The sequence below is a fragment of the Streptomyces sp. NPDC055189 genome (assembly GCF_053606765.1).
The window spans coordinates 1-18211 of sequence record NZ_JBSGSG010000058.1 but is presented as its reverse complement, the minus strand read 5'-3'; the positions used below and the strand labels follow the sequence as shown (position 1 = coordinate 18211).

The 18211-nt window shown below is 72.2% G+C and carries 17 protein-coding genes; 11 read left to right on the top strand and 6 right to left on the bottom strand.

All coding sequences use genetic code 11. The annotated features are described in order from the left end of the window. Positions 1-13: 13 nt before the first annotated feature. Positions 14-1690, bottom strand: coding sequence for an FUSC family protein (locus ACWFR3_RS31415; RefSeq protein WP_453738047.1), 1677 nt, complete (start codon positions 1688-1690; stop codon positions 14-16). A gap of 168 nt (positions 1691-1858) precedes the next feature. Here ACWFR3_RS31415 and ACWFR3_RS31410 point away from each other — a divergent pair, with 168 nt between their 5' ends. The 4 genes from ACWFR3_RS31410 to ACWFR3_RS31395 all read left to right on the top strand — a co-directional run bounded on the left by ACWFR3_RS31410 (position 1859) and on the right by ACWFR3_RS31395 (position 5086). Beyond that, positions 1859-2431: a DUF5134 domain-containing protein gene (locus ACWFR3_RS31410; protein WP_453738046.1), complete on the top strand. Its 573-nt coding sequence runs from the start codon at positions 1859-1861 to the stop codon at positions 2429-2431. A 178-nt stretch (positions 2432-2609) separates the two neighbouring features. Further along, entirely contained in the window at positions 2610-3545 is a 936-nt protein-coding gene (locus tag ACWFR3_RS31405; RefSeq protein WP_453738045.1) for a M56 family metallopeptidase, read from the top strand. 79 nt (positions 3546-3624) lie between these two features. Continuing rightward, the gene (locus ACWFR3_RS31400) at positions 3625-4326 is read left to right on the top strand and encodes a phosphatase PAP2 family protein (RefSeq protein WP_453738044.1); all 702 of its coding nucleotides are present in this window, start codon (positions 3625-3627) and stop codon (positions 4324-4326) included. A gap of 58 nt (positions 4327-4384) precedes the next feature. Beyond that, positions 4385-5086, top strand: coding sequence for an HAD family hydrolase (locus ACWFR3_RS31395; protein WP_453738043.1), 702 nt, complete (start codon positions 4385-4387; stop codon positions 5084-5086). 23 nt (positions 5087-5109) lie between these two features. Here ACWFR3_RS31395 and ACWFR3_RS31390 read toward each other — a convergent pair whose 3' ends face one another. Next, positions 5110-5355, bottom strand: coding sequence for a DUF2630 family protein (locus tag ACWFR3_RS31390; protein ID WP_453738042.1), 246 nt, complete (start codon positions 5353-5355; stop codon positions 5110-5112). A 189-nt stretch (positions 5356-5544) separates the two neighbouring features. On the opposite strand from ACWFR3_RS31390, the gene ACWFR3_RS31385 reads away from it, so the two are divergent. Then, the gene (locus ACWFR3_RS31385) at positions 5545-6225 is read left to right on the top strand and encodes a TetR/AcrR family transcriptional regulator (RefSeq protein WP_453738041.1); all 681 of its coding nucleotides are present in this window, start codon (positions 5545-5547) and stop codon (positions 6223-6225) included. A 5-nt stretch (positions 6226-6230) separates the two neighbouring features. Here ACWFR3_RS31385 and ACWFR3_RS31380 read toward each other — a convergent pair whose 3' ends face one another. Beyond that, a complete protein-coding gene (locus tag ACWFR3_RS31380) occupies positions 6231-7733 on the bottom strand; it encodes an LVIVD repeat-containing protein (protein ID WP_453738040.1) in 1503 nt (500 codons plus the stop codon). Positions 7734-7910: 177 nt separating this feature from the next. On the opposite strand from ACWFR3_RS31380, the gene ACWFR3_RS31375 reads away from it, so the two are divergent. Beyond that, entirely contained in the window at positions 7911-8564 is a 654-nt protein-coding gene (locus tag ACWFR3_RS31375; RefSeq protein ID WP_453738039.1) for a DUF305 domain-containing protein, read from the top strand. Between the two features lie 22 nt (positions 8565-8586). On the opposite strand, the gene ACWFR3_RS31370 is transcribed toward ACWFR3_RS31375, so the two are convergent. Both ACWFR3_RS31370 and ACWFR3_RS31365 read right to left on the bottom strand, forming a co-directional pair. Continuing rightward, positions 8587-9837: an MFS transporter gene (locus ACWFR3_RS31370; RefSeq protein ID WP_453738038.1), complete on the bottom strand. Its 1251-nt coding sequence runs from the start codon at positions 9835-9837 to the stop codon at positions 8587-8589. A gap of 148 nt (positions 9838-9985) precedes the next feature. Then, the gene (locus ACWFR3_RS31365) at positions 9986-10354 is read right to left on the bottom strand and encodes a DUF6214 family protein (RefSeq protein ID WP_453738037.1); all 369 of its coding nucleotides are present in this window, start codon (positions 10352-10354) and stop codon (positions 9986-9988) included. A 339-nt stretch (positions 10355-10693) separates the two neighbouring features. On the opposite strand from ACWFR3_RS31365, the gene ACWFR3_RS31360 reads away from it, so the two are divergent. Next, on the top strand, positions 10694-12043 hold the full coding sequence (locus ACWFR3_RS31360; protein ID WP_453738036.1) for an FAD-dependent oxidoreductase: 1350 nt from the start codon (positions 10694-10696) through the stop codon (positions 12041-12043). Between the two features lie 59 nt (positions 12044-12102). Here ACWFR3_RS31360 and ACWFR3_RS31355 read toward each other — a convergent pair whose 3' ends face one another. Further along, complete coding sequence (locus ACWFR3_RS31355) at positions 12103-12468, bottom strand: ArsR/SmtB family transcription factor (RefSeq protein ID WP_453738035.1); 366 nt, start codon at positions 12466-12468, stop codon at positions 12103-12105. 137 nt (positions 12469-12605) lie between these two features. On the opposite strand from ACWFR3_RS31355, the gene ACWFR3_RS31350 reads away from it, so the two are divergent. From ACWFR3_RS31350 to ACWFR3_RS31335, 4 genes are all read left to right on the top strand, one after another. Then, positions 12606-13703 (top strand): NADH:flavin oxidoreductase/NADH oxidase, encoded by a 1098-nt coding sequence (locus tag ACWFR3_RS31350; protein ID WP_453738034.1) that lies wholly within the window; start codon positions 12606-12608, stop codon positions 13701-13703. A gap of 130 nt (positions 13704-13833) precedes the next feature. Beyond that, positions 13834-14040: a hypothetical protein gene (locus tag ACWFR3_RS31345; RefSeq protein WP_453738033.1), complete on the top strand. Its 207-nt coding sequence runs from the start codon at positions 13834-13836 to the stop codon at positions 14038-14040. A gap of 155 nt (positions 14041-14195) precedes the next feature. Further along, positions 14196-17033 (top strand): AAA family ATPase, encoded by a 2838-nt coding sequence (locus ACWFR3_RS31340; protein WP_453738032.1) that lies wholly within the window; start codon positions 14196-14198, stop codon positions 17031-17033. 129 nt (positions 17034-17162) lie between these two features. Beyond that, the gene (locus ACWFR3_RS31335; protein ID WP_453738031.1) at positions 17163-17942 is read left to right on the top strand and encodes an AfsR/SARP family transcriptional regulator; all 780 of its coding nucleotides are present in this window, start codon (positions 17163-17165) and stop codon (positions 17940-17942) included. Positions 17943-18211 lie beyond the last annotated feature (269 nt).

Sequence of the window (18211 nt, the reverse complement as noted above, 5' to 3'; positions counted from 1 at the left end):
GTCGCCCGGCTGGTCACACCCGTACGCGCTCGCCGTGCTGCATGCCGCGTACCGTCGCCGCGAGCGTACGGTGTCCTGCCTGCTCGGCTGCCATCACCCGCTGGTCCGGCAGGGCGCGCTGCCACCATTCGCCCGCCGCCGCGTCGTGGGCGGTGCGCAGGTCGACCAGGGCGGCGGTCAGGCCGCGACGGGCCGGGCGCAGGGCGCCGGGGGCGGGGCGCGGGGCCGCCAGGGCCTGTTCGGCGCGGGCGCGGGCCCGGTCCGTGGCGTCGATGGCCAGCTCGATGTGGTCGGCGGCACGCCGGTTGGTGACGGCGATGGCCGCGACGATGCCGAGCAGCGCGCCCACGAACGTGTCCACGACCCGGTCGAGGATGAGGTCGCCGGGCTGCTGGAACCGTGCGAACTCGGTGACGAGGAGCGCCATCGGCGTGACGCACACGCTGCCCAGCCAGTAGTTGCGGCCGATGAGTGCCTCCGCGCCGAAGGCGAGCGCCAGGCAGCAGACGATGAGCGCGGCGTGGCTGAGGTGGGCCAGCGGGGCGATCGCGGCGAAGGCGAGCACTCCGACGAGGTTGCCGACCACGCGCTGCACTCCCCTGTTCCAGGTGAGCGTGACGTTGGCCTGGTAGAGCGAGGCCGCCGTGACGAGGGCCCAGTAGGGGCGGCCGACACCGAGGGCCAGTGACGCGTATCCCGCGAGCGCGCAGCCGACGGCCGTCCGCAGCGCGATGGGCAGCAGCGGCGATCCGGGGCCCAGGCGCCGCCACAGGGCGCCCTTCGGCGGGCGGGCCGCCAGTTCTGACTCCACCCCTAGGAGTTCGTCGTCCGCGCCGGGCCGTACGTCGCCGGGGCGCGGCACCGCGCCCGTGCCGCGCAGGCCCGTCGCCCAGGAGCGGAGTTGGGCGGGGTCGGCCGCCGAGGGCTCTGCCAGGGCGTCCTCGGCGCGGATCACCAGGCGCTCCAGGGCGCGGCGGGCCGCCGTGCGGGAGCCGGTGGCGAGCAGTGACTGCCAGGCGGCGTGGACGGCCGCGGCCGCACCGGGGCGGGCGCGCTCCCGGTCGGGCCCCGTGGCCTCGGCGTAAGCGGCTGCCGCGTTCAGGGCCCGTGCGGTGGCGCGGCGCTCGGGGCCGTGCGGCCGGACCAGGGCGGGGGCCATGCCGACCAGCCAGGCGATGGCGCCCGCGCCGAGAGTGAGGGCGAGGTGGCCGGGGACCTGTCCGATGGCCTGCGGCGCGAAGAGGGTGGCGGAGCTGATGAAGGTGAAGATGAGGTGGCCGGGCGGGCCGATGCGGGTGGCGTCGCAGAGCGTCTTCTGGGCGGCGGCGAGCAGCGATCCGACGGCCACGAGCACGACCGCCGACGTGGTGAGCGAGGCGGCGACCATGGCGATGCCGACGCCGGCCAGCATGCCGAGGACGACCCCGGCGAGGGCGCGGGCCCGTGCGGCGTAGGGGAGGTTGTGCGTGTAGAGGGCGCAGAACGATCCGGCCATCGTGTACATGACGAGGTCGAGGCGGCCGAGCGCGAGGAGCGTCAGATTCGGTATCGCGGTGGCGACGACCACACTCGACGCGGGCTTGAACCAGATGTCGGACGGCTTGCCCGGACGCAGCACACCGGCGAGCGGGAGTCGGCGGGCGCGGGAGGGGGCGAAGGGGCGGGGCGAAGGGGGTGGTGCACTGCTCATACCAAGAACATTAGCAAGTGTTTTACTCGAAAACGATTTACCCCGGAAGTCTCCTCCGTCACGCCGCGTCCGCTCCCTCCGCGCTCCCCGCGTACACCCGTGCGCTCGCATACGACGCCCCGCGGGAGGGCATCGACCCGACGACACCGTCGATCGGGGAGGTGCGCGGTGCACGGACCGGCGCAGGCCGGCTGGCTGCTCGTCGCGCTGTGCGCGGCGACCGGGTCCTACTGCCTGCTGCGGATGCGCAGCAGAGTCGAGGAACAGCGCCGGGCGGCCGGCGGTGAAGCGCTCATGGGCTTCGGAATGGCCTTGATGGCCGTGCCCGCGGCCGTCCTCGACCCGCCGCGGGGGGTCTGGCTTGCATACGCGGCCGTGTTCGGCGCGGCGGCACTGCGCGCGCTGTGGGCCGCCCGGAGCAATCGCCACCACCTGCATCACCTGGTCGGCGCCTGCGCCATGGTCTACATGGCGGCGGCCATGACCGCGACGCCCGCCGCCCACACGGGCCACGGCGGCGGTGGCGCACCGGCGCTCACCGGAGCGCTCCTGCTGTACTTCGCCGGATACGTGCTGTGGTCGGGAGTCCGCCTCCTGCCCGTGGCGCCCGTACCGACGCTCGCGGCAGCGGAGGGGGGCGGCGGGGGCACGGTCACGGGGTGGGGCGACCGCACGGAGCTGGCGATGGCGTGCCGGCTGTCGATGGGCATCGCCATGATCGCGATGCTGCTTACGCTGTAGAGCGGTGCGGCTTACGCTGCAGAGCATCGCTGCTTACGCTGCAGAGCGGCGCGGCAGACGCGAGGACCAGGCCCCCGCGGGCCCGTAACGGGTGATATCCCGGCGATCGGCCGTGGCGTGCGTCACTTGAGGCGATAGGCCATACCCTCCGGGAGCGCCGCCCTCATAGTCTTGACACATGTTGCTCCCCGTTGCGCTGTTGCTGCTGGGCGCCCTCACCGCCGTCGTCGCCCCGCGCCTCCTCGCACGCGCCGACTGGCCGGAGCGCGAACCGGTGGTCGCGCTGTGGGCATGGCAGTGCGTCGTGGCGGGTGTGCTCATGTGCTGCGCCCTGTCGATGACCCTGAGCGCCGCCGCCGCGTGGCAGGCCGTGCGCGGCCATGTCTTCGCGCCCGCGCCGCACGACGTGGTCGACGCCTACGCGCTGGGGGCGGGCGGCTCCTGGGCGCCCGCGACCGCGGTGGCGCTGGCTCTCGGCGGCGTGTGGACCGCGGCGATGCTGACCCGCGAGATCGCCGGGGCGCGGACCCGGCGCCGCAGGCGGCGCGCCGAACTCCTCCTCCGATCCCCGCTGTTGCCCGGCGAGGCGCCCGGCGCCGACCGTCTCGTCGTCCTGGAGGGCGAGCGTCCCGACGCCTGGTGGCTGCCGGGCACGGCGCCCCAACTGGTCATCACCACCGCCGCGTTGCGCCGCCTGAAGGGCCGGCAGCTGGATGCGGTGCTCGCCCACGAGCAGGGGCACGCCCAGGCCAGGCACGACTGGCTCCTGCACTGCTCGGGCGCGCTGGCCACGGGGTTCCCGCAGGTGCCGGTGTTCGCCGCGTTCCGGGACGAGATGCACCGCCTGGTCGAACTGGCCGCCGACGACGTGGCCTCGCGCCGCTTCGGCCGCCTGACGATCGCCCTCGCGCTGATCGAGCTCAACGAGGACCGTGGGGTATTCGGCCCCTGCCCGACCCCGCAGGCACACGTACCGCAGCGGGTACACCGCCTGCTGTCCGCCCGCCCGCGCCTCACCGCGGGCCGCCGCCTGCGCCTGACGGCAGCCGCGGCACTGGTGCCGGTGATCCCGCTACTGGTGACGTTCGTGCCGGGGCTGCGCGCGCTCGGCTAGCCGCCCGGCCGGCATGACTCGCCCACCGGATCACGCACCGGGATGGCCCCCGTCGCCGCCCGTCGGCGAGGATCACTTCATGCACTCCGCCGCACCGCTCGACTCGCCGCCCAGCCCGCCGCGCCCGGACAAGCCCCGTGCCGCGCTCACCGCCGCGCTCCTGTGCGTCCCCTCGCTCCTGCTGATCCTCCTGGTCGAGCTGGAGTGGCGCCCGCTGCGCACCCTCGACGGCGACATCGCGCGCACCACGCACCGCTGGGCGGTCGAGCACGACGGCCTCACCCGGGCCAGCCGCATCCTGACCGACTGGGTGTGGGACCCGTGGACGATGCGCGCGCTGATCACCGTGGCCGTGCTGTGGGTCGCCTTCCGCGGCGCGTACCGCCTCGCCCTGTGGCTCGCGGTGACCTGCGCGGTGGGCACGCTGGTGCAGCAGGGGCTCAAGGCGGCGGTCGACAAGCCGCGCCCGGTGTGGCCGGATCCGGTGGACTCCGCGCACTTCGCGGCCTTCCCCTCGGGCCACGCCATGACGGCGACGGTCGTGTGCGGTCTTGTCCTGTGGCTCCTGCGCATGTACGGCGCCGGGCCCGCCCTGTGGCGCACGGGGGTGACCATCGCCGTGGTCTCCGTCGCCGGGGTCGGCGTGACCCGGATCTGGAACGGCGTGCACTGGCCGTCGGACGTCCTGGGCGGCTGGCTGCTCGGCGCGCTCGCGGTGGCCCTCGCGATCGCCACGTACACGCGCCGCCCCGGCGCCCGCACGCAAGCCGACCCCGCGTAACCGGCCCGCGGCCGAGCGCACTTGACCGCTCATCGGCCGTTCCCGGAGGATCCGGGGCATGACGATCAAGGCCACGCTCTTCGACTTCTCCGGGACCCTGTTCGGAATCGAGTCCACCGCCGCCTGGCTGCGCGCGGTGCTCCAGGAGGCCCGGCTCCCGCTCACCGACACGGAGTTCGAGCGGCTGGCGGCGGACCTGGAGCGGGCGGGCGCGCTGCCGGGCGGGGCGCGCCCCACCGCCGTACCCGAGCGTCTCGCCGAGCTGTGGGCCCAGCGCGACCGCAGCGCCGCACAGCACCGCGCCGCCTTCACGGGCCTCTCGCGCGAGGTCACGCTGCCCGATCCGCGCCTGCACGACGCCCTGTACGAACGCCACATGCAGCCTGCGGCCTGGCGGCCCTACGCCGACGCGGCCGAGGTACTGGCCGGGCTCCGCGAGCGGGGCATCCGTATCGCGGTGATCAGCAACATCGGGTGGGACCTGCGCCCCGTCTTCCGCGCCCACGGCCTCGCCCCGTACATCGACGCCTACACCCTGTCGTACGAGCACGAACTCCAGAAGCCGGACCCGCGCCTGTTCGCCCGCGCCTGCGGGGAACTCGGCGTCGATCCGGCGGACACGCTGATGATCGGCGACGACCGGCACGCGGACGCCGGCGCCGCCGCGCTCGGCTGCGCCGTGCACTTCGTGGACCATCTGCCCGTGGACCGCAGGCCGGACGCGCTGCGCCCCGTCCTGGGCCTCGTCGACCAGAGCTGAGAGGGACCCAGGGGCCGGGCGGTCTACGACCGATAGCCCTCGACCTCGGCGACAGGACGCACCCTCGCCTCGTCGGGGTTCTCGCCGAACTCGGCCTTCGCGCGCCGCTGGCGCAGCAGGTCCCAGCAGCGGTCGAGTTCACGTTCGATCGCGCCGAGCCTCGCACGCTCCGTCGCCACGTCGATCGCGCCCGACGCCAGGGATTCCCGCAGGGTCCGCTCGTCGTCGACCATCGACGCGATCCGGGCCAGAATCTGCTCTTGGTCCATCTCAGCAAGCCTCCTCGGCCCCCCGGCCCACTGTAAGGAGGGTTCGGCCGATCGGCACCCGTGAGCAGGCAACACTCCCCCGCGGTGTTGCCTGCCCCAGGTCACACCGGACCAGATGCCCACTGAGGGTCTTGGTCCGAGTCACGCTGAGTATACTGGCTCAGAGCCAGTCAACGCAGGAGTTACAGGATGTCCCCGCGTAGCGCATCGGTCAATGAAGAGTTGCGAAGGCGTTCCAGGGAACGACTCCTGCAGGCCACGGTCGAGCTCGTGGGCGAGCGCGGCTATGAGGCGACCACGCTCGGCGACATCGCCGACCGCGCGGGCTCGGCCCGCGGTCTCGTCTCGTACTACTTCCCGGGCAAGCGGCAACTCCTGCAGTCCGCGGTGCACCGTCTGATGCACCGCACGCTGGAGACCGCCCTGGAGCGGGAGCCGCGCAGCGCGGACGGCCAGGAGCGCCTCGCCCGTGCCATCGACGCGATCCTGGGCCTCGCGAGGGACCAGCCCCTCCTCATGCGCACGCACATGGCGGGGATCCTGCAGGCGGACGGGTTCGTGCGCTGCCCGGAACAGCAGCACCTCGCCGAACTGCTCCGCGACACCGTCGTACGGCACGGGTCGCTCGACGTGGACACCGACTATCCGCTGCTGCGCGCACTGCTCATGGGCGCGGTCTTCGCGGTACTGCTTCCGGGGGCGCCGATGCCGCAGGGTGCCCTGCGGGCCGAGCTCTTCCAGCGGTACGGGCTCGCGTGGGAACTGGGTGTCCCGCCGGGCGACGAGCCGCCCGGCGGGACACATGAGCGAGCGGACGACCAGGCCGCGCAGGAGACGCGGTCCGCTCAGCGTGCCACCCGCCCGAAATAGTCCGGTCAGTCGAAGTAGTCCGGCTGGGTCTGGACGTTGAGCTCACGGACGCGGACCCGCTCGGCGGGGTCCGTCCGCTTGTCGTCGATCTTCAGGACGTCGAAGCCCTTGGCGATGTCGTTCGAGTAGATGTAACCGTTGTAGTAGTACGCCGACCAGGAACCGCCCGTCTGGATCGCGTCGGTGGACAGGGGGCCGCGCTCGAAGTAACCGATCTCCTTGGGCTTCGAGGAGTTGGTGAAGTCCCAGACGGAGACGCCGCCCTGGTACCACGCCTGGACCATCAGGTCCTTGCCCTTGACCGGGATCAGCGAGCCGTTGTGGGCCACGCAGTTCTCGGTCGCGGCCTGGTGGCGCGGGATCTTGTAGTAGCTCTTGAAGACGAGCTTGCGGTGGTCGCCCTTGCCCCTGACCTCGTAGATGCCGTTGGCGCCGCGCTCGGGACCGGTGGCCTCGTCGCAGGTCGCGGCGCCGCCGCCGCCCAGCTCGTCGGTGAAGACGACCTTGTCGGCCCTCTGGTTGAACGTCGCCGAGTGCCAGAACGCGAAGTTCTTGTTGTCCTGGACCTGGTCGATGACCTTCGGCTTCTCCGGGTTCTTGATGGAGAAGAGGATTCCGTCGCCCATGCAGGCACCGGCGGCGAGGTCCTCGGAGGGCAGCACGGTGATGTCGTGGCAGCCGGTGGTCTTGGAGACGCCGGGGTTGGTGGGCCCGCCCGGGTTTCCGCCGCCGTCGGGGCCTTCACCCGGGAAGAGCACGGGGAAGTCGACGACCGCCGCCTTCTGCGGGGCCTTGCGGGGCACCTTGATGACGGAGATGCCGTCGTGCGGGGGCTGGCAGTCCGGGAACGTCGCGCTCGGGGAGTACGAGGAGACGTACACGTAGACGTTCTTCTTCTCCGGCACCAGGGTGTGCGTGTGCGAGCCGCAGGCGGTCTCGACGGCGGAGACGTACTTCGGGTTCGACTTGTCGCTGATGTCGAAGACCTTCATGCCCTCCCACGAGGACTTCTCGGTCGCGGGCTGCGTGGTGCTGTTGCAGGAGCTGTCGCTGCGCGAGGAGTCGGTGGAGAGGAAGAGCAGGTTGCCCGAGACCGAGATGTCGTTCTGCGAGCCGGGGCACAGGACCTGGGACACGGTCCGCGGCTTCTTCGGGTTGCTGATGTCGTAGATGCGGAAGCCGTCGTAGTTGCCCGCGAAGGCGTACTTCCCCTGGAAGGCGAGGTCGGTGTTGAACCCCGGCAGCGCGTCCTTGGGGATGTTGGCGAGATGTTTGATGTTGTCCGAGTGGACGATCTCGTCGGGCGCGGGTATCTCACCGCTCTTGACGGCCGCCTTCGCATCGGCGGCGTCGCTCCTCGACACGCTCTTGGGCGCGGCGGGCGAGTCGCCCGGGTCGGGCGTCGCTCCGGCGGGCGCCGCGCTGAACAGCGCGGCAATCAGACCGAGCGCGGCCGCGCCGACGCCGAAGCGTCTGCGCCGTGTTCGGGAATTGTTCAACAGGGTCACTGCGTCCTCCCTTGTCGCCGTTCGTAGTTGAACGGACCACGGACACCCCGCAGTATCGTGCTCCTCATGCACAGATCAACAGATGGCAACGCACCTGTAATGAAAGTTTTTGATCACTCACGCTCGTAAGCGTGCTAGGACGGTCCTCAACTCCCCCGCGCGCCACAGGAGGCAGCCGTGCACCACCGTCGTACGCCCGCCGTCGCCGTGTTCCTCACGGCCGCCGTTCTGGCGCTCGGCGCCTGCGATTCAGGAGGCTCCGACTCCGGTTCGCCGTCGGACAAGAAGGCCGCATCCGGCCCTTCGGTCATCGCTCCGGGCAAGCCGGGCGAGAAGGCGGAGACCATGTCCGCCGAGGACGCGGCCAAGAAGAGAGCCGACGACGACGCCCCCAACTCGGCGGACTTCACCTACACCCAGATGATGATCAAGCATCACGGGCAGGCCCTGACGATGACCGAACTCGCGCCGAAACGCGCCGAGTCCACCAAGGTCAAGCGCCTCGCCGACCGCATCGCGGCCTCCCAGCGCCCGGAGATCGGCGCCATGAAGGGCTGGTTGAAGACCCACGGCGGCGCGAAGAAGCAGCCTGGGCACGACCACGGGACGATGCCGGGCATGGCGACGGAGGGGCAGCTGAAGCAGCTTCGCGCCGCGAAGGGCAAGACGTTCGACGAGCTCTTCCTGAAGCTGATGATCACGCACCACAACGGCGCGATCACGATGGCGACGGATCTGCTCTCCGACGGCAACAACATCCAGGTCGAGGAGATGGCGAACGACGTGGTCGCGCAGCAGACGGCGGAGATCACCCGGATGCGCAAGATGTGAGACGGGGCGCCGGGGCGAGTTCTCAGGTGTGACTGGGGGCGGCGGCGTCCCGCTCGTCGAGCGGCGCGTGGTCGCGCCTCGGCAGCAGCAGCGGTGAGGCCAGGAGGAGGACTCCGGCGATCCCGACCGCGGTGCGCGGTCCCGTGACGGCGGCCAGCAGGCCCCAGAGACCGGTCATGGCCGCGATACTGAGCTTGCTGGTGACCGACCACGCGGAGAGGGTACGGGCCACGCGGTCCGCCGGGGTGTGATCGAGCCGGACGGTGGCGAACACCGGGTTGAACACGCCCGAGCAGGTGATCAGTCCGAACTCGACCACGATGACCAGGACGAGCCCGGCGGCACCGGGGCCGATGAAGGCGAGGCCGAACAGCCAGCACGCCCGCAGCGTCCCCGCGGTGAGCAGGACCCGGTGCCGTCCGAAGCGTTCGACGAGCGGCCGGGCGAGCCGTGATCCGATCAGGCCGCCGACGCAGGGCGCGGCGAAGGCCAGGCCGTACTGCCAGGGCGCGAAGCCGAGTTCGCCGACCATCAGGACGATGAGCAGGGGCGACGTCGCCATGATCAGGCCGTTGTTCAGGAGCGTGTTGAAGAACAGCGGGCGCAGCACCGGGCCCGCCAGGATGTAGCGCCACCCGTCGAGCAGGTCGCCCGGCCGGAACGGGGTCGGCGGCACGGTGCGCTCGGGGCGGGGCTCCTTGCCGCCGATCGCGCGGATGCCCAGGGCCGAGAGCAGATAGCTGACCGCGTCGGCCACCACGGTCATCACGGGGCCGAAGAGTCCGATCGCGGCCCCGCCGAGGGGCGGCCCGAGCACCAGGGCCGTCCAATTCGTGGACTCCAGGCGGCCGTTGGCGACGAGCAGGTCCGCCGGTCGTACGAGCGCCTTGAGGGCCGCGCCGCTCGCCGCGGTGAAGGTGATGTCGGCCGCGCCGACGACGACGGCCACGACCAGGAGCTGTCCGAAGCCGAGCAGGCCGACGGCGTACGCGGCGGGGATGCTGAGCAGCGCGGCGCACCGGATCAGATCCGTCGCGATCATCACCGCCCGTTTGCGGCGGAACTCGACCCACGGTCCGAGCGGCACCGCCACCACAGCGCCCACCGCGACGCCCGCCGCCGCGAGGACCGACACCTGAGCCGGCCCCGCGTCCAGGGCGAGGATCGCGATCAAGGGGAACGCGTCGAAGGCCAGCCGCGTGCCGAACGCACTGACCGCGTAGGCCGTCCACAACCATCCGAACTGCCGCCCGAGGTGCCTCCTGGCTTCCATGCCGGTGCCGCTCCCCGTCGTTCCGCTCGATCAGCCTGGCTCTGACCTGCGGCATCCAAACCGGCGACGGTCCCGCGGGTCAAACAACCGCATCGAGCGGACCCACAACCTTCGGTTGTATTCCAAGGAAGCGGCGTCGGCGCGGCCCCTATCGGCGGTTGTGGCGTGCGGGCAGGGCGCCCGCGTCCCGCGCGGCGGCGATGAGCTTGAGCGACCTGCGGCGGCTGCGGCCGCTCGCGTGCATCACCGCGAGCACCGGGTCCCGCCCCTCGGCCTGCGCCGTGCGGTACTCCCGGGCCGCCATCAGCCGGCCCTCGCGCCCGCGCGGCCACGCGGGGCGGGCGCGTCGTACGGCGGATTCCTCGTCGAGACGCACGACATTGCCGTGACCGGGTGCGAGGGGTGCGTCGGCAGCCGGAACCGGCGGGTGAGCGTGCAGGCCCTCCAGGGTGATCCGCCCCTCCGACACCACGGCCCGCGCGTCGACGGCGGCACCGTCACCGAAGGTCAGCCGCACATGGAACGAGGGCGAGGGAGAGGGAGCGGGCGGACATGAGGGAGATTCAGCAGTGTTCGGTCGATAGTGATCAGAAACGCCAAAAAAGGAGCTCTCAAGCACAATCAAAAGGTAGCCGTGCGATCGCATTAGGTCACGAACGGCACGCAGGTGGCACACAGGCGGCGCACAAGCCCTCGCGGAGACCCGGGGGTGCGAAGGCCGGTCCCGGAGCGTGCCGACCGGCCCCGGAGCGGGGCGCCCGGAACAACGCGCCCCCGCACCGCATCTCCCCCTCGACGCACGGGGGTGCGATGCTGAATTCATCCCCCGAGGCCGCCTCGCGGAAGGAGCACCGCCGTGCTGCAGGTCGCCGTCGTCGGATCGGGCCCGAGCGGGGTCTACACCGCGCAGTCCCTGATCCAGCAGGACCTCGTGCCGGGGGTGCGCGTCGACGTCATCGACCGGCTCCCCTGCCCCTACGGCCTCGTCCGCTACGGTGTCGCGCCGGACCACGAGAAGATCAAGTCCCTCCAGAACAACCTGCGTTCAGTTCTGGAGCACGACCATGTCCGCTTCCTCGGCGGCATCGAGATCGGCCCCGGCGGCCTGCCCGCCACGCGCCTTCTCGACATGTACCACGCGGTGGTCTACTGCGTGGGCGCGGCGGCGGACCGCAAGCTGGGCGTGCCGGGCGAGGAGCTGCCGGGGAGCCATTCGGCCACGGAGTTCGTGTCCTGGTACAGCGCGCATCCGGACGCGACGGCCGACGGATTCGTGGCGGGCGTGGAGTCCGCCGTCGTCATCGGCGTCGGGAACGTCGCGGTGGACGTCGCCCGGATGCTGGCCCGCGGCGTGGCCGAGCTGCGGCCCACCGACATGCCGCAGGCGGCGCTCGGCGTGCTCGCCGGGAGCCGGGTGCGCGAGGTGCACATGGTGGGGCGGCGCGGCCCTTCACAAGCGCGGTTCACCACCAAGGAACTGCGCGAGCTCGGCTCGCTCCCGGACACCGAAGTGATCGTGGATCCGGCCGAGTTGGCGCTCGATCCCGCGTACGCCGACCCCTCGGGTCTGCCCGCGGCGGGGCGCCGCAACATCGAGGTGATGCGTGCCTGGGCCGAGCGCCCGGCGCAGCACCTGCCGCGCAGTATCCGGCTCCGGTTCTTCCTGCGCCCCGTGGCCGTGGCGGAGGCGGCCGGGCGGGTCGGCGGGGTGCGGTTCGAGCGGACGCTGCCGGACGGGCTCGGCGGAGTGACGGGTTCCGGGCAGTACGAGGACATCGCGGGGCAGCTGGTCCTGCGCTCGGTCGGCTATCGCGGGGTGCCGATCGACGGTCTTCCGTTCGACCCCGGGCTCGGCACGGTGCCGCATGCGGCGGGGCGGGTGCTGCGGGACGGTGCCGCGTCGCCCGGCGAGTATGTGGCGGGCTGGATCAAGCGGGGGCCGACGGGCGTCATCGGAACCAACCGTCCGTGCGCCAAGGAGACGGTGCTTTCGCTGATCGACGATGCGCCCGCTCTCTCACGGAGAGGGGTTCCGGAAGATCCGCTGGCCGCGCTGCGCGCGGCGGGGCTGCGGCCCGTCGAGTGGCAGGGCTGGCTTTCGATCGAGCGGGCGGAGGCGGCGCTCGGTCTCTCCCTGGGGCGCGGGCCAGTGAAGATTCCGGACTGGGCCGGACTGCGGGACGCTGCGCGGGGGCTTGAGCAGTGAAAGCCGGGCTGTAGTTCGTCTGCGGGTCGTGGGGGCTTGGCGCGCAGTTCCCCGCGCCCCTATAGGGCGCTTGCGCGCCCTTCCTGTGCCGTTGCCGCCGTGAGGACCGTGTCCAGGAGGCCCGGGAACAGCGCTTCCAGGTCGTCCCGGCGCAAGCCGTTCAGCTTGGCCGTGCCGCGGTAGATCTGCTGGATCACACCGCTCTCGCGCAGCACCCTGAAGTGGTGGGTGCTCGTGGACTTCGTGACGGGCAGGTCGATCTGCGAACAGGACAGACCGTCGACCCCCGCCTCGCTCCTGGCCAGCTGCCGCACGACCCGCAGCCGCATCGGGTCCGACAGCGCGTGGAGCACACCCTCCAGCCGGATCTCCGCACGCGCCGGGTGGTCGAGCGCACGGGTGCTGACGGGTGCGGCGGTGGTCATGACGGCTCCACTTCGTCGGGGCTTCACGTCTTCTCGAAGGCCTCCATAGTACGAGAACCATCGTAGTTTGACATCTGCCGTACTACGAGGTCTATCGTACGAGCAGCTACCGAAGTCCGTGACGAATGGAGTCCGCCGTGAGCGCGCTGTTCGAGCCCTACACCCTGCGATCGCTGACCGTCCCCAACCGCGTGTGGATGGCGCCGATGTGCCAGTACTCGGCCGAGGTCTTCGGACCGAACGCGGGTGTGGCGAACGACTGGCACTTCGCCCACTACGCGGCGCGCGCCGCCGGCGGCACAGGCCTGATCCTCGTCGAGGCGTCGGCCGTCAGCCCCGAGGGCCGCATCAGCCCCGCGGACCTCGGGATATGGAACGACACGCAGGTCGAGGCCTTCCGCCGCATCACCGGCTTCCTGAAGTCCCACGGCACGACTCCGGGCATCCAGATCGCCCACGCGGGCCGCAAGGCCTCGACCGACCGCCCCTGGAAGGGCGGCGGACCGCTGGGCCAGGACGAGCACGGCTGGCAGCCGGTCGCGCCCAGCGCGCTCCCCTTCGACGAGGGCCACCTCCTGCCGCACGAACTCACCACCGAGGAGATCCGGGACGTCGTCGGCCAGTTCGCGGACGCGGCCCGGCGCGCGCTCGACGCCGGTTTCGATGTGGTCGAGATCCACGGCGCCCACGGCTACCTCATCGGCGAGTTCCTCTCGCCGTTCAGCAACCACCGCACGGACGAGTACGGCGGCTCCTTCGAGAACCGCTCCCGGCTCGCCCTCGAAGTGGTCGACGCCGTTCGCGCCGTCTGGCCCGAGGAACTGCCCCTCTTCTTCCGGATCTCCGCGACCGACTGGCTGACGGAGAACCCCGAGGACGAGCGCGAGGGCTGGACGGCCGACGACACGGTCCGCCTCGCGAAGGAACTGCACGCCCACGGCGTGGACCTCCTGGACGTCTCCACCGGCGGCAACGCCCCCAAGGCACGCATCAAGGCGGGCCCCGGCTATCAGGTTCCCTTCGCGGCCCGCGTGAAGGCCGAGACGTCGCTCCCCGTGGCGGCCGTCGGCCTGATCACGGACCCGGAGCAGGCCGAGAAGATCCTCGCCAACGGCGAGGCGGACGCCGTGCTCCTGGGCCGTGAACTCCTGCGCAACCCCTCGTGGGCCCGGCACGCCGCGAACGAACTCGGCGGCGAGGTCGCCACCCCGCAGCAGTACCACCGGATGGTCTGAGGCCAAGGGTCGGGGCCCGGGGACATCCCTAGGTGACTCCCCGAAGCGCCCGGCGCACCGGGGTTCCTACCGTGGCCCTGTCGCGATGTGTCACGGTTCGGGGCCCCGTACCGGCCCTCGGGAGGGCGTTGTGCGTTACGTCATCGAGGTGTTCCGCTCGCCGGGGGGCGTTCACGGGAACGTGGTGGACGAGAGCGACGAGGAAGGGGACGCGGGCCACCGCACACCGTTTCACGGCTGGCTCGAACTGCTCTCGCTGCTCGAACCGCCGGATGCCGCGTCCGCGGAGAACGGAGAACCGGCCTCCGCGACGGATGGCGACTCCTGTGACGCCTGATCCCACGGCACGGCAAACAGCTCTGCGGGAGCGCGGAATGTGCTTGTATCCGGGCCGGTCCCGGCATCATCGTGGACGTTCAGGGCCATGCGCCCGGCACGCGTCGCCGTCACCGTCCCGGCGCCCGTACCGGGTGCCGACATGTGGGGGCGGTGATGACGTCCGGCGACACCCTGTACGGCCATGCCCGGGCACCGGCGCCGCATGAGGCGTTCGCCGGGCGCACGGACGAACTCGCCGCGCTTCAGGAGGAGTTCGGCCTGGCGTGCGAAGGCGCGCCGCGCCTCGTCCTGATCGACGGGCCCGGCGGCATCGGCAAGACCGCGCTGGTGCGCAGGTTCCTGGACACCGCGGGCGACGCCTGCGTGCTGCAGGCCAGCGGCGAGGAGAACGAGAGCGCGCTGCCCTGCGGGGTGCTCGCCCAGTTCGTCGGGCAGAGTCCGATCCCGATCCCGGACTGCCTGGGCACGCTGGTGCGCACACCTCGCTCGGCGCCCGGCACCCTGCCGCCGCTCGCGGCCGGCTTCGGACTGCTCGACCTGCTCAGCGAGTTGCAGGACAAGGGCCCGGTCATCCTGGTGCTCGACGACGCCCACTGGGCCGACTCCGCGTCCCTGAACGCGCTGACGTTCGCCCTGCGGCGGCTGCGCCTCGACAAGGTCCTCGCGATCGTGATGGCCCGGGACCCGCAGGCCCCCCAGTTGCCGGACGGCATCCGCAGGCTGCTCGCCGACGTCCGCACCCGGCGGATCCCGCTCCACGGGCTCAGCCCGGACGAACTCGCCTCTCTGGGCGCCCAGTTGTGGAACGACCGCCTGCCGCACTCCGCGTCCGTACGCCTGCACGACCACACGCACGGCAATCCGCTGCACGCCCGCGCGCTCCTGGACCAAGTGCCCTCGCACGTGCTGAGGGATGTCACCACGCCCCTGCCCGCCCCGCGGTCGTACGCCATGCTGGTGCTCGCCAACCTCGCGGAGTGCGGACCCCCGGCGCTGCGGCTCGTCCAGGCGGTCAGTGTGCTCGGGCTCTCCTGCCCGCTGAGCACGGCCGCTTCCCTCGCCCGTGTCACGGCGCCCCTGCCCGCGCTCGAACGGGCCGTCAAGGCGGGGCTCCTGAAGGAGACACAGCCGGGGGCCGCGCCCGAGATCGCCTTCCCGCATCCGCTCGTCCACGCCGCGGTCTACCAGGACATCGGACCCGCGCACCGGGCGGACCTGCACACCCGGGCCGCCGCCCTGGTCGACGACGACTACGCGAGCCTGCGCCACCGGGTGCTCGCCGCCACCGGCCCCGACGAGCACCTCGCCGCCGCCCTCGCAGCGTGCGCCCGGCGCGAGGCGGCCACCGGGCAGTGGGCGGTCGCAGGCACCCACCTGCGGCACGCCTCCCGCGTGGCGACGACCGGCATGGAACGTGACCGGCTCGCCGTCGAGGCGGTCGAGGCGCTGCTCCTCGACGGCCGGGTGCACGAGTCGGCGGAGCTCGCGGCCGGTCTTCCGGTCGGCGCCGACCCGGCGTTGCGCGGCTATGTACGCGGATATGTGGCCCGCGTACAGGGACGCATGGAACAGGCGCAGACGCTGCTTCTCGACGCCTGGAACAAGTGCGATCACGAGAGCGATCCGTCCCTGGCCGCGCGGGCGGCCGAGCAGCTGAGCTACGCCGCCGTGATGCGGGGGCGTTCCGCCGACGCCGCCCAGTGGGCGGAGCGCGCGCAGCGGCTCTCCACCCTTCAGGGGCCGAGCCGGATGCTGCGCTTCAACCACCTGCTCGCTCTCGGCCTCAGCGGATTCGCCAAGAAGGGCATCGAGCTCGCCGGTGACCTGCCCGATCCTCTCCTCGTCCCGCCCGCGAACATCGATCTGCTGCTCGCGCGCGGCCAGTTGAGGCTCTGGTCGGACGATCTGCGGGGCGCGCGCGCCGATCTGCTCGGGGCCGTGGCCAACTGCCGCAGGGGGACCGTGCCGCTGCGTCTCCTCTCGGCGTCCGCGCTCGCGCAGACCCTGCACCGGCTCGGCGACTGGGACGAGGCGCTGATCCACGCCGAGGCGTCCGCGTCGATCGCCGACGACACCGAGCAGTCGTGGCTGAAGCCCGTCACGCACGCCATCGCCAGCTGGATCCTCTCGGCACGCGGCACCTGGGACCGCGCATCGGCCCATCTGCGGCTCGCCCTGGACGCGCCGGGCTGCGACGAGAGCGCCCTCGCCTACGCGTACGCGGCCTCGGCGCACGGGGCCTTCGCCGAGGCGCGCGCCGAGCCGGAGCGGGTCGTCGAGGCGCTGCGGCCGCTGCTCGACTTCGCCGCGCACGACGGGGTGAACGAACCCGGCGTGGTGTCCTGGCGTGAACTCCTGGTCGACGCGCTCATCCAGCTCGGTGAGCTCGACGAGGCCGAGGCGGTCCTGCTGCCCTACGAGGAGCGGGCATCGGAGCGCGGGCAGCACGCGGCGCTGTCCGCCGCGGCACGGGTGCGCGGCAACCTGCACGCGGCGCGCCGGGAGACGGACCGTGCGCAGGCGGCGTTCCTGCGGGCGCACGACCAGGCGGCGCAGATCCCCTCGCCTTTCGGCCGCGCCCGCGTCCAGCTCGACCACGGGGCGTTCCTGCGCAGGATCGGCCGCCGCTCGGTGGCCGTGGCCCAGCTCCAGGCGGCGTACACGACGATGGGCGAGCTGGGCGCCGCGCCCTACCGCGCGCGGTGCGAACGGGAGCTGGACGCCTGCGGGCGTGCGGCGCCCGCGCGGCCCGCGCACGATCCGTCGGCCGCCGACTCCGCTTCCGCCGCCGAAGGGCTCACCCCGCAGGAACTGGCCGTCGCGCGCCTTGCCTCGCAGGGCTTCACCAACCGGCAGATCGCCACCGCGCTCGCGCTGAGCGTCAAGACCATCGAATACCACCTGGGCCACACCTATACGAAGCTCGGGATCACCTCGCGTATCGGGCTCGTGCACCACTTCGCCCCCCTGGACCGGCGCACGTCGTCCTGACCTGCCCCCGTGGTCGGAGCCCTGACAAACCGGGGTTATCCCTGGGCAGTTCCCTGAGGCACCCTTGCCGCTGCCCGGCGTAACTTCGTTGCTGGTCAGGGGATGTGATGCACGACTGGGGGTGCACAGATGGCTGTCACGGACTGTCCGGGGATACGCGGCGACGCGCCACCGGCCCTGCGCCTGCAGCTGCTCGGCGGATTCCACCTCAGCCGCGGCGAAGGGCACGGGGGCTCTCAGGTCGACGTGTCCGCCAGCGGGCAGCAGTTGCTCGCCCTGCTCGGTCTGCGCGGCCCCGCGACGCGTTCGGTGCTCGCGGGGACGCTGTGGCCCGACGTCGCGGAGGAACGTGCGCGCGCCTGTCTGCGTACCGCCATCTGGCGCCTCAACACGGCGGGTTCGGCCGTCACCGACCCCCGCCCCGGGGTGCTCGGGCTCAGCCGGCACGTCCGGATGGACATCCAGGACTTCACCGCCACGGCACACCACATACTCGCGGCCTCGGCAGAGGGAACCGGGGCCGCGTGCGCCTCGCTGATGGGCATGGGCGAACTGCTGCCCGGCTGGTACCAGGACTGGGTGGTGTTCGAGCGCGAGCGGCTGCACCAGCTGCGGCTGCACGCGCTCGAGGCCCTTTCGGCACGGCTCGTCGTGCAGGAGCAGTACGCCCCCGCCCTTGAGGCCGCGTTGGAGAGCACCCGGATCGATCCGCTGCGCGAGAGCGCGCACCGGGCGGTCGTGACGGTGCACCTCGCCGAGAACAACCTCGCGGAGGCGGTACGCCACTTCAAGGCGTTCCGCGGCCTGCTCCGCACGGAACTCGGCATCGAACCCTCGGAGCAGTTCCGCACGATGGTGCGCTATCCGCCGGATGAGCGGCACGACAAGGAGGCGAGGCAGCCATGGTGAGCTCGACGGCAACGGCGGGCTCGACGGCAACGAGGGTTTCCCGCATACGGGTGACGCGCCACCACTACGTCACCGTCGGCCTGTCCGTCCGTGCGCGCTCGGGGGCGCACGGGCCGCAGGCCGGGCCAACCACACCTGCCGGCCGTGTCGGGGGACGCGGCCGGCAGGCCCTGCCGACGCTCCGCCGCGCGCGGACACGGGGGTGCCGCGCGCGGTAACGGGGGGAGACGTCGGACACGGCGACGGCCGGGAGGCACTGCCTCCCGGCC

What these genes read in the sequence shown, in the direction of transcription:
- ACWFR3_RS31355 (WP_453738035.1), bottom strand. Translation starts at nt 12,468, where the DNA reads ATGACCACCGCCGCACCCGTCAGCACCCGTGCGCTCGACCACCCGGCG.
- ACWFR3_RS31415 (WP_453738047.1), bottom strand. Translation starts at nt 1,690, where the DNA reads ATGAGCAGTGCACCACCCCCTTCGCCCCGCCCCTTCGCCCCCTCCCGC.
- ACWFR3_RS31405 (WP_453738045.1), top strand. Translation starts at nt 2,610, where the DNA reads ATGTTGCTCCCCGTTGCGCTGTTGCTGCTGGGCGCCCTCACCGCCGTC.
- ACWFR3_RS31385 (WP_453738041.1), top strand. Translation starts at nt 5,545, where the DNA reads ATGTCCCCGCGTAGCGCATCGGTCAATGAAGAGTTGCGAAGGCGTTCC.
- ACWFR3_RS31335 (WP_453738031.1), top strand. Translation starts at nt 17,163, where the DNA reads ATGGCTGTCACGGACTGTCCGGGGATACGCGGCGACGCGCCACCGGCC.
- ACWFR3_RS31390 (WP_453738042.1), bottom strand. Translation starts at nt 5,355, where the DNA reads ATGGACCAAGAGCAGATTCTGGCCCGGATCGCGTCGATGGTCGACGAC.
- ACWFR3_RS31370 (WP_453738038.1), bottom strand. Translation starts at nt 9,837, where the DNA reads ATGGAAGCCAGGAGGCACCTCGGGCGGCAGTTCGGATGGTTGTGGACG.
- ACWFR3_RS31395 (WP_453738043.1), top strand. Translation starts at nt 4,385, where the DNA reads ATGACGATCAAGGCCACGCTCTTCGACTTCTCCGGGACCCTGTTCGGA.
- ACWFR3_RS31340 (WP_453738032.1), top strand. Translation starts at nt 14,196, where the DNA reads ATGACGTCCGGCGACACCCTGTACGGCCATGCCCGGGCACCGGCGCCG.
- ACWFR3_RS31400 (WP_453738044.1), top strand. Translation starts at nt 3,625, where the DNA reads ATGCACTCCGCCGCACCGCTCGACTCGCCGCCCAGCCCGCCGCGCCCG.